Origin of the sequence: Microcoleus sp. B4-C2 (assembly GCF_036705265.1) — a bacterium.
Lineage (GTDB): Bacteria > Cyanobacteriota > Cyanobacteriia > Cyanobacteriales > Microcoleaceae > Microcoleus.
The window spans coordinates 1-13,026 of sequence record NZ_JAUBUB010000065.1 but is presented as its reverse complement, the minus strand read 5'-3'; the positions used below and the strand labels follow the sequence as shown (position 1 = coordinate 13,026).

Genomic DNA, 13,026 nt, shown 5'->3' with positions numbered 1-13,026 from the left:
AACTACCCTACAAAACGCATTAAATTGAGTTGCGATCGTCCTACTTAATGTCTTGTTACATACTGATGATTTTTCCCACCTACTTACTGAAGCAAAAACGCAGCTACATAAGGGTTTCCCGAACTTGTAGTCATGTAAAAGATTTTTCAAAACCGGGAAAGTCTCACTCCGTATTGGTTTGAATCGGAACGATAGCAGCAGGCGAGGGAACTTCCCCTCTCTCTACCCCACAGCCCTGTCTTTTAGTCGGCAGTTTCTAATTCCTCTAATTCTTGCGTAGACTGCCATCCAGCTTGCCAGAGCGATCGGTCTTTGAGCTGTGCGGCGTTCAGCCAAAAACGCACATTTGGATCGCAAGCCGCCACCATTTCTGCAAATACCCATTTACCTTCGTTTTTTCGGTTGACCACTTGAAAGTGTCGCCACCCCCAAGTTTTTTGGTGTGAAGTCCATCGGGAACCAACTAAATAAGGAAATTTTTGTTTTTTGCTCACAGTATTTTTGTGGAAAAATATATTAGAAAGCAAGTGAATTGTAATATAGCCATCCTAAATCCTTTGTGTCATTCTTGTAGGGGCAAACCCCCCGTGGTTGCCCCATGAGGCCAGGGTAGGCAAAGAAAGGTACTATCCCCTACATCTTGGTACGACTCCTGCAAGGATTGCTATAACTCGTTCTGTTTGATGATATTAATTCCCTATCAAAAGTCGTCCAATCCTCTCCCCCTCTCCCCTTCTCTCCCTCCCATCTCGAACATACCAAATAATATAGAGCCACTGCTGCTTACACGAGAGTTCACATAAACTCTATCTACAAGTAGATGCGTTTATTGTAACTTGCAACAGTTTCGCATCGGGTTCAAAAGTAAGGGCAGTTCAATGACTGCCCCTGTAATTAGTTATACCTATTGAATAGGATAATTTTTCAGGCGATCCACAAATAGCCTATTTATCCAATACCAGCTACATCGTGAATCTCAAATCTAAAAGCAAATAACCCAGGTTATAGTTGTGCAGAATAATCCTTTCTGTGAAACTTACTCAAATCTACTTTTAGAGCAGGTTTGACGTTCACTTCCTGCTTCTACCAAGGCGGTCGGCCGCTTCTTGTCCACAGGCGTGTTTTCGAGCCCAACTTTCCCTACAAACATTTTTTCAATCTTCATCGTGTTTCATTGATCCTGTACAGCTCAATAAAAACGCACTTTTAGGTAAGATTGACTAATTTCTTTGATTCTGTCGCTACCTCTTGATTACTTCCCTGTTAAGGCTTTTGGCCTGATAAGTCCAGAGGAAGTTGGGGAAGTCGGAGGCGAACCGCATTTGTTTGCAGCCAGAGAGTAATAGCGTGCTTCCGTTGCGGAGTCACGTACTCTCCTGGTCGGATCACGCCAGCACAGACGCCGATGTTTTTAATAAGGGTTTCTCGCTCCGATGAACTTGCACCCTGTAGCAACCTGACTTGGGCTTTGATAAAATCCACGTTCATAGCTGAAAGTAAAAGTAAGTAAAGAACTCAGTTAAATAGCGATGCTTTGATTCCGATTGTAACTCTAAAACCACTTGGTATGAATCAAATTGATTCAACATCCCCAGGATGGGGATCGGCGCGTCTAGAGCTAGCCAACTTTATTTACTTTATCTGTTTTTGCTAGCAAAAGTGTCACTATGCTAGCAGTTTTGGCAGAATTCTTTATAGTTAAGAACTGTTACAAATTTGGCTCGATTTCCACAATACGGCAGAGTTTAGTGCTAACGCTACTTTCCTGACCTCAAAAAGTTCAGCCTTGTCTCCAACTCCTTGCCTTCCTAGGTTTTAGACTCCCCGATTGGGAAGCGATGGCTCCGGGAACATTCCTATTCGATCGCCCCTCTTAACACCCCGACACTGCCACATCACCCTATTGATTTAGCTCGTCCTGTAGACTTAGCTGTGGACTATAACTTTAGGCATACGTGTTGTTACCGGGGCTACAATAAGCGAGCAAGTTTTTATTCTTGTTTCTCAAGGAAATATTTTTTGGATTTTCTTGCAAAGCCCTTATTTGTGTTAATTAAGGCAGCTTTGTGATCTCCGGGCCAACGAAGACTCGCAGCTTGCGAATCCAGATATTTTGTGCTGTGTGGCGGTGAATATGTTTCCTGAATTCATTGGGGGCGATCGCACGTCCGCGAGAATTGTCAGTAACGGCTCATTTTGTATAATTCATAACAGATAGGTCACTGTTCATAATTTAAAAACAGTACAAGTTTAAACAGTCTTCCATCCGTCGATCGCTCCTAATAGTCTACCAAAATCGATAAAAAAAATTAACTGTGCATAGCCGATTTTTATGACGATTTTGCCCGATTAATTTGCATTAGGTAGCAATTATATGTAGCAAACCTTCTTACTAAATTAAGTTAAAAAAATATAACTTAATCTGATAATCACAAGTAATTAAATATACTGATTTTTTTCTAAATTTCAAATAAAAGCTATTTATTCATGATTTATTTATCATTTTTTAACTATCTTTATAGCCATCTTTTTTGTTAGAAAAATATTTTTTGACGGTAGAGGAGTCGGCTCAGGAAACTCTAAACGTGAATTTAAAATATTAATTAATCGGCGTTGCAAAATTTGAAGATTATTGTGGGGAGTAGGGTTGGGCGTCCCGCCTGCTGTGAAAATACACGCCTTCGGTCTCATGGCCCCATCACAAAAAACATTAAAATCATCCCCCTATTATGCAACCCTCATTAACCAGCTCATACGATATCTTTCACTATACAAAAACGCACCGACCAGCCAACAGATAAAAACCCCTCCCGCAGAAGCTGGGAGGGGAAATGGCGAATAAAATTATTGGTTTTAAATTATCGATATGTAGGTCTCTTTTTTCAGTATCAAGAGGTATCGATCTAGCCAACGACTAATGTTGGTCAGTCGCTAAAATAATTTCCCGGTGGGAAACCGAGAAATTATCAACTAAATCAACTTTTTTTCTGCTGGCGTTGGAGCTTAGTTTTCCAATTGGCGATATCCTTCTGAGCCGGCTGATAACTCTTAGTACCCGACGGCACCAGCGAAGCAGCTTCAACTGCCTCTTTCAGCTTTCCTTGAGAGCCACGCAACTGAGCAATTTTGAGAATACTTTCGCTCCACTCTCCAATTAACTGTTGAGCTTCTTCATACTTCGGCTGACCTGGCTCAATTTTATTAGCTTGCTGGATGCCTTTACTGTAAGAAGAGGCAACCCCCCGCTTAATTTGACCCTTAGCAGCCGATAGCAAAGCAGCATTTACATCCTGGTCTTTGGATAGCTCCTCCCACTGAGCGATCGCCTGTTTCGACTGATTGTAAACAGGCTTATTGACATCCGGCATTAATTTAGCCGCCCCGATCGCCCCCTGGAAATCGCCCCGAGCAGCCCGCCCGTTAGCTATATCCAAAATCGTTAAACTCCAGCGCTCAATATCCTGCTGAGCCTGCGGGTAGAGCGGATCGCTAGCCGGAATCGTTCGAGCCTTAACCACCGCTTTATTAAAACTAGAAGCCGAACCATCCTTAAGGAAAGTTTTCGCCTCAGCCCACACCTGCTGGCTCGACGGTGGCTGCTTGGTTCCAGCCCCTGCTTGCACCGCCCGCGGTTGGTTCTGAGACCCCCCAGTACCAGTAGATTGTTGAGATCCAGAGTTTTGGGCATTTTCAGCAGGCGATCGAGGATCTCCTTCCTGCTGACCAATAAAAATTGATCTGTTCGTCACAAAAACACCCAACAGCAACACCAAAGCCGTAGCGGAACTCCACAAAACTAGCTGCTGCAAAAATGACTTATCCGACCCCCCTTTATCTTCATCCTCCGGCTTTTGCAAGTTCGGTCGATCGCCTCCCCCATCAGCAGGAACCACGGCCTTCGGCTGCGACACAGGCGGCATCTCAACCGACGAATCCTGAGCGTTGCGAACTGCAGGAGGCAGATCCATTCGATCCCTAGCCGTCGCCATTTGCGGGCGATCTAACCCATCAGCCGTACCAACCGTCATATTGCCGTTGCGTCCGGCCAACGCAGCAGTTGGTACCCCTACATCGGGCAAAATCACCAAATTAGCCTTTCCTGGAGGATTCACCACCATCAAAGGTTCTTGTTTCGGACGCAAATGGTGGTCACACAGCTCCGGCAGTCGATCGCTCAAAAAACGGTCTAAACCCTTAATCGTCATGCACTGTCCCGAGCGTAGCCCCTCCAAAAGCGCCGTCGTAAAAAACCCCTGACGCAAAGCCGAAGTTTCCCGCGAAACTTGATTTGGGCGGCAAGAAAGCACCGTTGGGATTTCCAGTTCCCGCGCCAGCTCGACCGTTTGAGAGCCGATCGTTTCCCCCGCTTTCAAAATCTGGCTGCGGTTCATATCAACCAGCACCAATACAGTTTCCGTAGGAGCGTTTTTCAGAGTATTCAACAGCAACTCTACCGGAATCCCCGTACCCTTAATGTCAGCCGGATTGCCGTCAATCGGCATCAAATAATCCTTACCTTCATAGCTGACACCGTAGCCGCTAAAAAAACACCAGAGTAAATCTCCCTTTTGCACATGTTCCCCGCAGAGGCTTTGGGTCAATCTCAGAATATTTTCCCGATTTGGATATGTAGATTGACCCCACAGCGACGGCGAGCTATCGGTCATCAGCAGACATCCCTCCGGCGCAAAACCCGCATCCTCAGTCAAAAAACCGTACAATGCCTCTGCATCCTCTTGGGCATAACTCAAAGGCTGGAGTAACTGATATTGATTGATGCCTATTGCAATACAAGCGTGATTTTTCATCCCCATATGCCCTATATATATAGTGGACTGCTTGCACAAAACGATAACACATAGCCGCTGAAGGTTATACCCACTTTCGCCAGCACTCAGAGAGCAGTTGTCCGAAGGCAGAACTCCCAACAAGCGCCCAAATTTAGCATCCTAGAAATTTTAATTTTTATATTGCAGTAAAAAATTCTCCCCTGTGTCTACCTTTAGAAAAATAAAGTTAAATTGGATACACAGGCCAGTCTATTTGACTCTAATTTTCACCAAACTACATCAAAAAGGAATAACCCGCCAATGGTCTCTACCGCCAAAAAAGAAATCTCCCCCCACAGCGAATCGTTACTAAAGCAACATCATCCTAAAACTCATAGCCACTATAGATTTCAGGATTTTTTTGCCTTCGATCGCCAGATGGGTACAATTGACGACTGGAACGAGTCGCGCAACATTTTTACAAGCGAAGACTTCATTATTGGTTTGGTGGAGGGACTCGAAGAAGAAGTCGGCCCTGCGTCCTCTGTCATCATGTATACTATTGGTTGCCAATGGGGACTCCAAGATTCCGAATTTTTTCAAAAATGGTTTAGTGCCGAATACAGCCAGAACATTCGCCAGTCAAATCTCATGTTTCTGCTAGAAACTTGGTGGTGGCCTTTCACAGCTCAAGGTTGGGGTCGCTGGGAAGTGGACATGAGCGATCGCAAACACGGCTGTATCTTCATCAACCTTTTTGACTCAGCAGTTGCTCGAACTTTGGGCGACGTAGGCAAACCGGTTTGTCACCTATACGCCGGTTTGTTCGCCGGTTTCTTTGGCTCTTTAGTCAAAAAGCCTCTGAGCTGCATAGAACTCCAATGTTACTCAATGGGAGAAACCTATTGCAAGTTTCTGCTTGGCAACCCAGATAAAATTGATGCAGCAGCATTCTGGCTCAACGAAGGTGCCAACGCCCGCGATATTCAAAATCGACTGCAACACGGTGAAATATTGCGGTAAACAACCTGGAAAGGCACATTCCCTGCCCTGCCTTTCCTCCCACCAATTTCGCGATCGAAAGTGCAATGGTGGATTTCTCCAGGCAGGAAGAAAGATGAAAAGTCAAACTTCATGGTTGGGCCAATCCGTCCAAGAATTCTTTGGTCACTATAATTGGCTGGGAAAATCTTTAGAAACCCCAACTGGCTCGAACCCCGGTCAACTTCTGAGTTTAACCCAGCCAGTAGCAGACTTTTTTCAAGCTATTTCTTGGGAAGGAATTCCGGAAGTAGGTGCCCTACCCCTACCGCCACCCTTGCCAGTAATTTCTATTACTGAACAAGCAGAAGTCACCATTGATGACCTATTCGATATGTTTTAATCTGTCTAGGGAATAGAACATGAAAAATAGAGCAATCCCTCATCCATCTTCCCTCACCCCTCTTTTCTCATCCTTCAAAATCCCTCCGTTAAATCCGTTAAATCCCGTACACTGCTCGTTGCCGAACTTCCTTCCTTTTATCAATTACCGATTACCACTTAATTAAAATCATGCACCCTGAGATTGAGGCGCTGCTGGATCAGGCAGAAAACCGCTTTTTAAAAGGCGAAGAACTCCTAGCTTTTAAGCGTCAAGCTGTAACCCTTGTTCAGCGCTTAAAAATTTACGAATTTTTGCGAGAGAAGGAAGCAAGCATCTTCCAACCAGTAGCCAATCAACTACAAGAAACATTCCCCGACGAAAAACAAGAAACCTTAGAACGATCGCTCAAACACTGGGTGTTAGTCTTGCGGTACTGCGCTATGGCTATGCTGCTGAACGATCAAAATTTTCTCGAACAGCGCCTTGTAGACTGGCTTTCCGGCATAGTCGAAGCCCACCAAACTCAAAAAATCGAAGCAACTGTTTGCAATCTGCTGCAAACTCGTTTAAAAGAATTGCTTTCCGAGCAAGCCAGGGCTATATTGCAACCATTTTTCGACCAAGCACAGTCAATTATTATTGATCAAGGTAATAAATAATCAGCTTTCTTCCCAATTTCCAATTCCCGATTCCCAATTCCCAATTCCCGATGATTAATATTGCCGACTTACTCAAACAGCCCCGACTCCCTGGAAACTACTTTGCCAGCGATGCCTACGTCCGAGGCGACCTCGAACTCGGCCTCCTCGAAAACCGACGGGGCGATCGGCTCTTAGCACTTCCAGAAACACTGATTCAAGCCATTTATATCGGCTTAGAACAAGAAACAGGTCAAGCCTCCCGCCTCGTACTTTTCAACTGCGGTCGCTGGTGGGGTAAAAACTTCTACGTGCGTTTTTGCGAAGAAGTCAGCGAATACTACGGTCAGCCAGTTTCTGAAATGGAAATGGTAGAATTTCTTCAGTCCTTACAGCAGTGTTGGAAAACTCATGGATGGGGAACATTTGATCTAGACCCCAGCTATTCCGAACATGGATTCTTAATAGTAAAAATTGCTAACTCTCTTTTTGCTAAAACAGCCCCCAAGTCTAAGCGACCAGCCTGTTTTTTAGAAGCAGGTATTTTAAGTTCGTTCTTTAGTCAGCTTACGGGTCGAGAACTTCACTGCCTGCAAACATCCTGCGAATCATTGGGTTCGGACTGCAACCGCTTTATTTTAGGGCTGCGCGATCGCCTCCAACCAGCAGATTCTATGGTCGAAGAAGGAAAAGACCATGAAGCTATTATCACTCAACTTTTCCAAAAAAACTGACTTATTTGACAGCTATTACTTTGTTTCTAATAGCTGTCAAAATGATTTTTTGGTAGTCATATTATCCACCGTATCATCAAAACTGTGAGTTAAATTATAAAAAAGCTCCTAAGTCAAAAAATTAGGTTTTAGCAATTTAAATAAAACCTGATTATAACTAGCAGCAATAAAATTCATAACTTACTCTAGAAATTCCTAAAATTTAAAAGCAATCAAAACCTCAAATATTTTGCTAGAACTTAATGGACGCCAATGAACTTCTAACTCGATATGCAGCCGGCGAAAGAGATTTTAGACTGGCAAATCTGCGCGGCATTGTGTTGAGTCCGATCGATTTATACCGTTCCAGCGATGCCCCAACTCTAATTTTGGCAAACCTCAACCAACACCAGCAACGACCCTACTTAATCGGTGCTAACCTCAGCGGGGCAGACCTCACCAAAGCCCATCTGAGTCGAGCCAACCTCAGCAAAGCTGACCTCAGCGGAGCCAATCTCACCGGCGCCAACCTCATGGCAGCCAGTCTGAGTGGAGCCAATCTCATCGGAGCCAATCTCACCGGCGCCAACCTAGCCGGATCTCATCTGAATTGGGCAAACCTGACCGGAGCAATTCTTCCCAATGCTAATCTCATAGGTGCAGATATGAGCGCCGCTAACCTCACCAAAGCCGTTCTCACTCAGGCCAATCTCAGTAAAGCCTATCTGATTAAATCCAATCTCAACGGAGCCAACTTCAAAGATGCTTACTTAAGTCTAGCGAGTCTCAAAGAGGCAGACTTGACCGAAGCACAGCTCACCGGAGCCGAATTATCCAAAGCCAACCTAGCCGGAGCCAACTTAACCCGTGCTAACCTCAGCAAAGCCAACCTGTTGAAAGCTAATCTCAGGCGAGCTAACCTCACTCAAGCCTATTTAAACGGCGCGTGCTTGATCGGATCAGACCTTAGCGAAGCTTGCTTGGATAGAGCCAATATGTGCAAAGCAGACCTCAGCAAAACCTATCTGAGAAACATTACTTTGAATGGCAGCCACTTAAGCGGTATTAACCTCAGCGGAGCCGACCTCAGCGGTGTAGACTTGAGCCGCAAACTTTTAACTGGAATTAATATGGCAGAGGCATTGTTGAATGAAGCCAACTTAAGCGGTGCTTATCTGATGGAAGCTAACTTGAGCGGAGCCAACCTCAGCAAAGCCAACCTGAGTCTAGCCTACCTGATCAATGCCGACCTTTCTAATTCTTGCCTGCATGAAATTAACTTGAGCAAAGCTAACCTGAGTAAAGCCAACTTGCAAAAAGCTGACTTGACAGGAGCAAACCTCCGGGGAGCGATTCTCACTGAGGCGGATTTGACCGGAGCGAAGTTGATTGGAGCCACTCTTCCTAACGGCACAGTTTATCGGCGTTAACTTGTCAACTCCCTTGATTATTTGCCCAGTAAAGTGCGGTTGATATCCAGAATCGGAAAAAATAGGTTCCTTTCTTCCACCGTGAGATATTGCTTGAGGACCTTTTTCATCACATCGTAGGTCACGGTCGCAGTATTTCTAACTTGAACAGCGCCTAAAATAGTTTGCAACCAAAGTAGTAGCCGATCGCGCAACCGTTCAGTATCATTAATCAACAGTGCTGCCGCCGAATGCCTCAACACCCGCACAATATCTCCACGGCACTTTTCAGTCATATCGTTAGCCCCCCGCCGAAATAAACTAGGGTCTAGAGACAGCATTTGTGCTTCCACTTGCCGCATAATTTCTGTTTCAGAGGCTTGAATTTTTTTATAAGCACTCATCCGGTAATTCAAAGACTGAAAGTAGTCTTTCAAAAATTGGAGTTCTTCTGCACTGGCGTACCGTCCGTCTGTTTCCGTGCTCAAACGCGCAAGTTGGCTCAACATAGATTTTTCTCTACTACTAAAATACAAACATATCAGTTTTAAGCTTCTTTAGTGCGAACTAAATACTGTCCTACTTGAAAGCGGGTTTCATTAAGCTGTGTAACGATAGAACGAGTAATTAACTTTCCCGATTCTACAACTACTTGACCCGTAATTGGGTGTAATAAATCTTGCTGGGCCCGGCGGCCGATCAGAGCTTCGACATTTTCAATAGCATTAATGTACATCCCCGCAGGCAACTCTACAACCACACCCTCGCCCATAATTTGAGCCTGACAAGCAAGTCGCGAATTGGCTTTAGCCGTAGTAATGACTTCCAACGTCCTTTTCTCGCGGCGGTTCATGTCCGACAAGCCTTCCATGCCTTCTTTAATGTAAACATGGCAGGTAGCGCACATTCCCCGCCCCCCGCATTCCTTGAGAACGTCTAAGTCTTTGGAAAGTAAGGCAGACAGGATATTCGATCGGGTTTCGACTGCTATTTCCTCCGCAATTGGATCTAGTTTAATAATTTTAACCATATTGATGTTTGCTCCTGTCAAGTTCAGTATTTAGCAAGTTACGATCAACTTATTCAAAGCGCAAAAAAATTTGGCTAACACTCAAAAAGGTTAAGATGCCTTGACGACAGCATCGGCTTCTGCCTCTCTAACCCCTATGGCATAACCGCACTTCTGTTTTTTTGGTCCTATCGCTGTTTCCTCGGCCCGATTCCCCAGCTTAGCCTTGAAAAGCTAAAACCTTAGAAACTTTCTGGAGGGCATTGAAAAAACTGTAATAGTCGCGATCAACTAAAATAGCAGCCACAGGTAGTTCCAGATCGGGTACAGGCATCCGGCAAGATTGATAGTGATTCCGAAGCTCAAGGATTTTAGTAGGTGCGACTGTGCGATCGCTCTCAAGGAGGCTGAGAATGAACCTGAGATAACATAGGCTGTACCTGGCGATCGATTCAAAAATTTGAATTTTTGTCAGAATTATTTACATATTTTAATACTAGCTCAAGCTTTTTCTATAATTAGACCGATGCAACATTCTAAGTACCGCATTTTAGGGCTAGTCGGACAAGGACAATTTGGTCGAGTCTTTTGTGCCAGCGTTCGAGAAGCTCCCGCCCAGGACTCCCGCCTCACCAGCCAACTGGTTGCTCTCAAAGAACTTAGTCATCAAAAAGCCCCAACTAGCGAATTCTTGCGAGAGCTGTGGTTTCTGATCACCTTGCAGCACCCGAACATCGTTACCTGCCGAGCTCTAGAACACACAGCTACAGGCAGGTACTTGGTTATGGACTACTGCGAGGGAGGAACCCTCCGCAACCTACTCAAACAAGACCGCCCCTTGCGTCTGCTCGAAGGTTTACAGCTAGTCATGGAAGTTTTAGCCGGCTTAGACTACGCCCACCGCCGAGGCGTAGTTCACTGCGACATCAAACCCGAAAATATCCTCCTAACTTTAGGGGCCAAAGGTTGGTCGCCCCGGCTGTCTGACTTTGGCATCGCGCGTCGGCTGCCAGAAATAGGTACCACTCGCCTCCACCAAGAACTTTCTCCCGACGCTACCGTAGGTTCCCCTGCTTACATGGCCCCTGAGCGGTTTTACGGTCTTTTTTCCCCGATGTCAGATATATATGCAGTAGGAATTCTGCTGTTTGAATTGCTAATGGGCTACCGCCCTTTCGGGGGAACCCCCGGAGACTTGAGGTGGGCCCACCTGAATCAACGCTTGCAATTTCCAGACGCCATCCCCGAACCTTTGCAAGCAATAGTCAAAAAATCTTTAGAAAAGCTGCCAGCCCGCCGTTTTGCCAGTGCTTCCCAAATGGCTCAAGCTCTGCGGCTGATCATGTACGACCCCGCTGTCAGGCAATTGGGCGACTGCATTATTCCCTGGGAAAATCCCACAAGTGGTGATAAAAGTCTGAAGTCGGAAACTGACTCTTTGCTGGAAGTTGAAGAGGAAAAAGTATCACAGTCGGCTATTAATTTACTTCGGACTGTGCGCTATTCGCTTTCGCAGCCCAAGCCACTGATACTTCCTGCACCGTTGACCGCTTTAATTGCCACTGAAACCTATCTCTATGCTGCTGTAGGTACAGAGGTCAAGGTTTGGTCTCAGCCGGGAAAACAGCTAGTTACAGGAGAAATGTCTACTTCGATTTCATTAATGGCGGAAATCGTGCGCGGCATTTTACCTGTTTCCAACGGCTGCTGCGTTCTCACTCCCCAAAAACTTTACTGGCTCAATGAGCGATCTTGGGAGCCTCAGTGTTTACTGGATATGGGTTTGAGGCAAGGGCCAGATGCTTTAAAAGCTGCTGTAGACTCTCGCGGCAACTGGTTGACAGTAGCGGTTCCCGGCGAACTGCGTTTTTATTCTTTAGCTGGAAACAGCACGGCGGGCGATCAGAAAAAAGCCCTGAAGCTGATCGCTACTGTGCCGTTACCAGAACACTATTTACCAGAATTAATGTTTCTGGATCGGCGACACGTCTTAGCAGTTTGGCCGGATAACGAACCAAAAAATCCCCAAACTATTTTTAGAGTTTACACTCGCCGCGGCACCCCTGTGGGTTCTGTGCGGTTATCTGCCAGCGTCGGACAGATCCTATTGACACCTGAGCCTTATACTTTGCTGGGAATTCCCCAAGGTGGTAAAGCGGCGGTGCTGTTGATGAAATTGTGGCCGCTCAAGGTAGCGCGAATTCCCCTGGAAAGTTTGCCCGTGTCTGCTTGTGTGGCTAATTGGGGATGGGTATTGGCAGATGTTGGGGGCCAGATAGAAGTGTTAAACAGTCAAGGGATTCAAGTAGGGAATTTTAGCAGCCCCGCCTCACCGCGGGCGATCGCTCCTTGGGGGCATAGAGGTTTGGTGATTGCTGTCAATACAGAGGAAGAGAGTCACTTGCACTTTTTAGATGTAGATGTTGAGGAGACCAACTCGCGCTCGCTCATCAAGGGCTGATAACTGGTGTAACTGAAGGAGTTTGGGGGTGTAATTCAGGATAGTGTATTTGCGCGCGATCGATTCCTGGGAGTTCGATCTGGGTTAGAGTACCGTGTCGTGTCAACTTCGGGATTTTGAATCAGAGGAATTGTTAAGGGCGATCGGCTCAATCTGAGATCCAAACCTCCCTCCGTAAAGTCCAAGAAATGCAGACACCACTTACATATATATGACTCATGCACCAGCCTGCTTCTGTCATCCTAAGCCCATGATGCAGCCTCACACCTTACACTCTAACTTTGCCTAACCTCTACTCCAAGTAAGCCCCATCATGTTGAACCACAGAGTCCTTATACCCATGCGCGGGAAATAGTCCGCCCCAAAGCCGTATTTGGGCCCAAAAAAAGACCCCATAGTTAAAAGAGGAGTCAGCCAGGGGATACCGGAGCAGGCGATAAATGTCGAAACCCTTACTGTGTATAGGTTCAAAAAAACCTCAAAAATATTTTCACAAAACGCTTGACAACTCTGGGGAGAGTTGATACATTAATAAAGCGCCAGAAGGGAAGCGGTTCAAACAACCGCGAACTAAAGGTAGAAAACTGAACCTAGAAAAAAGAATAGTTTGAAAGCTTAAAGCACTATTAACCTCGTCAAAAAATTAAGATAGAGAGTAAAA

The 13,026-nt window shown here is 45.7% G+C and carries 11 protein-coding genes; 6 read left to right on the top strand and 5 right to left on the bottom strand.

Annotated features, from left to right (window positions below):
- Window positions 1-242: 242 nt before the first annotated feature.
- The 3 genes from QUB20_RS18700 to QUB20_RS18690 all read right to left on the bottom strand — a co-directional run bounded on the left by QUB20_RS18700 (window position 243) and on the right by QUB20_RS18690 (window position 4,808).
- Complete coding sequence (locus tag QUB20_RS18700; RefSeq protein ID WP_242725377.1) at window positions 243-494, bottom strand: TIGR02450 family Trp-rich protein; 252 nt, start codon at window positions 492-494, stop codon at window positions 243-245.
- 769 nt (window positions 495-1,263) lie between these two features.
- The gene (locus QUB20_RS18695) at window positions 1,264-1,488 is read right to left on the bottom strand and encodes a hypothetical protein (RefSeq protein ID WP_006635912.1); all 225 of its coding nucleotides are present in this window, start codon (window positions 1,486-1,488) and stop codon (window positions 1,264-1,266) included.
- 1,487 nt (window positions 1,489-2,975) lie between these two features.
- The gene (locus tag QUB20_RS18690) at window positions 2,976-4,808 is read right to left on the bottom strand and encodes a peptidase C14 (protein ID WP_333057680.1); all 1,833 of its coding nucleotides are present in this window, start codon (window positions 4,806-4,808) and stop codon (window positions 2,976-2,978) included.
- Between the two features lie 282 nt (window positions 4,809-5,090).
- Here QUB20_RS18690 and QUB20_RS18685 point away from each other — a divergent pair, with 282 nt between their 5' ends.
- From QUB20_RS18685 to QUB20_RS18665, 5 genes are all read left to right on the top strand, one after another.
- Window positions 5,091-5,792: a V4R domain-containing protein gene (locus tag QUB20_RS18685; RefSeq protein ID WP_333057681.1), complete on the top strand. Its 702-nt coding sequence runs from the start codon at window positions 5,091-5,093 to the stop codon at window positions 5,790-5,792.
- 94 nt (window positions 5,793-5,886) lie between these two features.
- Window positions 5,887-6,153, top strand: coding sequence for a hypothetical protein (locus QUB20_RS18680; RefSeq protein WP_333057683.1), 267 nt, complete (start codon window positions 5,887-5,889; stop codon window positions 6,151-6,153).
- Window positions 6,154-6,323: 170 nt separating this feature from the next.
- Window positions 6,324-6,794 carry a phycobilisome protein gene (locus tag QUB20_RS18675; protein WP_333057685.1) on the top strand — a complete coding sequence of 157 codons (471 nt, stop codon included), beginning with the start codon at window positions 6,324-6,326 and terminating at the stop codon, window positions 6,792-6,794.
- A gap of 50 nt (window positions 6,795-6,844) precedes the next feature.
- A complete protein-coding gene (locus QUB20_RS18670; protein WP_333057688.1) occupies window positions 6,845-7,507 on the top strand; it encodes a V4R domain-containing protein in 663 nt (220 codons plus the stop codon).
- A gap of 242 nt (window positions 7,508-7,749) precedes the next feature.
- Entirely contained in the window at window positions 7,750-8,916 is a 1,167-nt protein-coding gene (locus QUB20_RS18665; RefSeq protein WP_333247938.1) for a pentapeptide repeat-containing protein, read from the top strand.
- A gap of 17 nt (window positions 8,917-8,933) precedes the next feature.
- Here QUB20_RS18665 and QUB20_RS18660 read toward each other — a convergent pair whose 3' ends face one another.
- Together QUB20_RS18660 and QUB20_RS18655 are read right to left on the bottom strand one after the other, a co-directional pair.
- Window positions 8,934-9,404, bottom strand: a complete 471-nt coding sequence (locus tag QUB20_RS18660) for a phycobilisome protein (RefSeq protein ID WP_333245446.1) — start codon at window positions 9,402-9,404, stop codon at window positions 8,934-8,936.
- A 38-nt stretch (window positions 9,405-9,442) separates the two neighbouring features.
- Complete coding sequence (locus QUB20_RS18655) at window positions 9,443-9,925, bottom strand: 2Fe-2S iron-sulfur cluster-binding protein (protein ID WP_333057691.1); 483 nt, start codon at window positions 9,923-9,925, stop codon at window positions 9,443-9,445.
- 505 nt (window positions 9,926-10,430) lie between these two features.
- On the opposite strand from QUB20_RS18655, the gene QUB20_RS18650 reads away from it, so the two are divergent.
- On the top strand, window positions 10,431-12,365 hold the full coding sequence (locus QUB20_RS18650) for a serine/threonine-protein kinase (protein ID WP_333247935.1): 1,935 nt from the start codon (window positions 10,431-10,433) through the stop codon (window positions 12,363-12,365).
- The last annotated feature ends 661 nt before the right edge of the window (window positions 12,366-13,026 follow it).

Bases quoted from the DNA above. Each gene is read 5' to 3' on its own strand.
- QUB20_RS18695 (WP_006635912.1), bottom strand. From the start codon at position 1,488: ATGAACGTGGATTTTATCAAAGCCCAAGTCAGGTTGCTACAGGGTGCA.
- QUB20_RS18690 (WP_333057680.1), bottom strand. From the start codon at position 4,808: ATGAAAAATCACGCTTGTATTGCAATAGGCATCAATCAATATCAGTTA.
- QUB20_RS18685 (WP_333057681.1), top strand. From the start codon at position 5,091: ATGGTCTCTACCGCCAAAAAAGAAATCTCCCCCCACAGCGAATCGTTA.
- QUB20_RS18680 (WP_333057683.1), top strand. From the start codon at position 5,887: ATGAAAAGTCAAACTTCATGGTTGGGCCAATCCGTCCAAGAATTCTTT.
- QUB20_RS18675 (WP_333057685.1), top strand. From the start codon at position 6,324: ATGCACCCTGAGATTGAGGCGCTGCTGGATCAGGCAGAAAACCGCTTT.
- QUB20_RS18670 (WP_333057688.1), top strand. From the start codon at position 6,845: ATGATTAATATTGCCGACTTACTCAAACAGCCCCGACTCCCTGGAAAC.
- QUB20_RS18665 (WP_333247938.1), top strand. From the start codon at position 7,750: ATGGACGCCAATGAACTTCTAACTCGATATGCAGCCGGCGAAAGAGAT.
- QUB20_RS18660 (WP_333245446.1), bottom strand. From the start codon at position 9,404: ATGTTGAGCCAACTTGCGCGTTTGAGCACGGAAACAGACGGACGGTAC.
- QUB20_RS18655 (WP_333057691.1), bottom strand. From the start codon at position 9,925: ATGGTTAAAATTATTAAACTAGATCCAATTGCGGAGGAAATAGCAGTC.
- QUB20_RS18650 (WP_333247935.1), top strand. From the start codon at position 10,431: ATGCAACATTCTAAGTACCGCATTTTAGGGCTAGTCGGACAAGGACAA.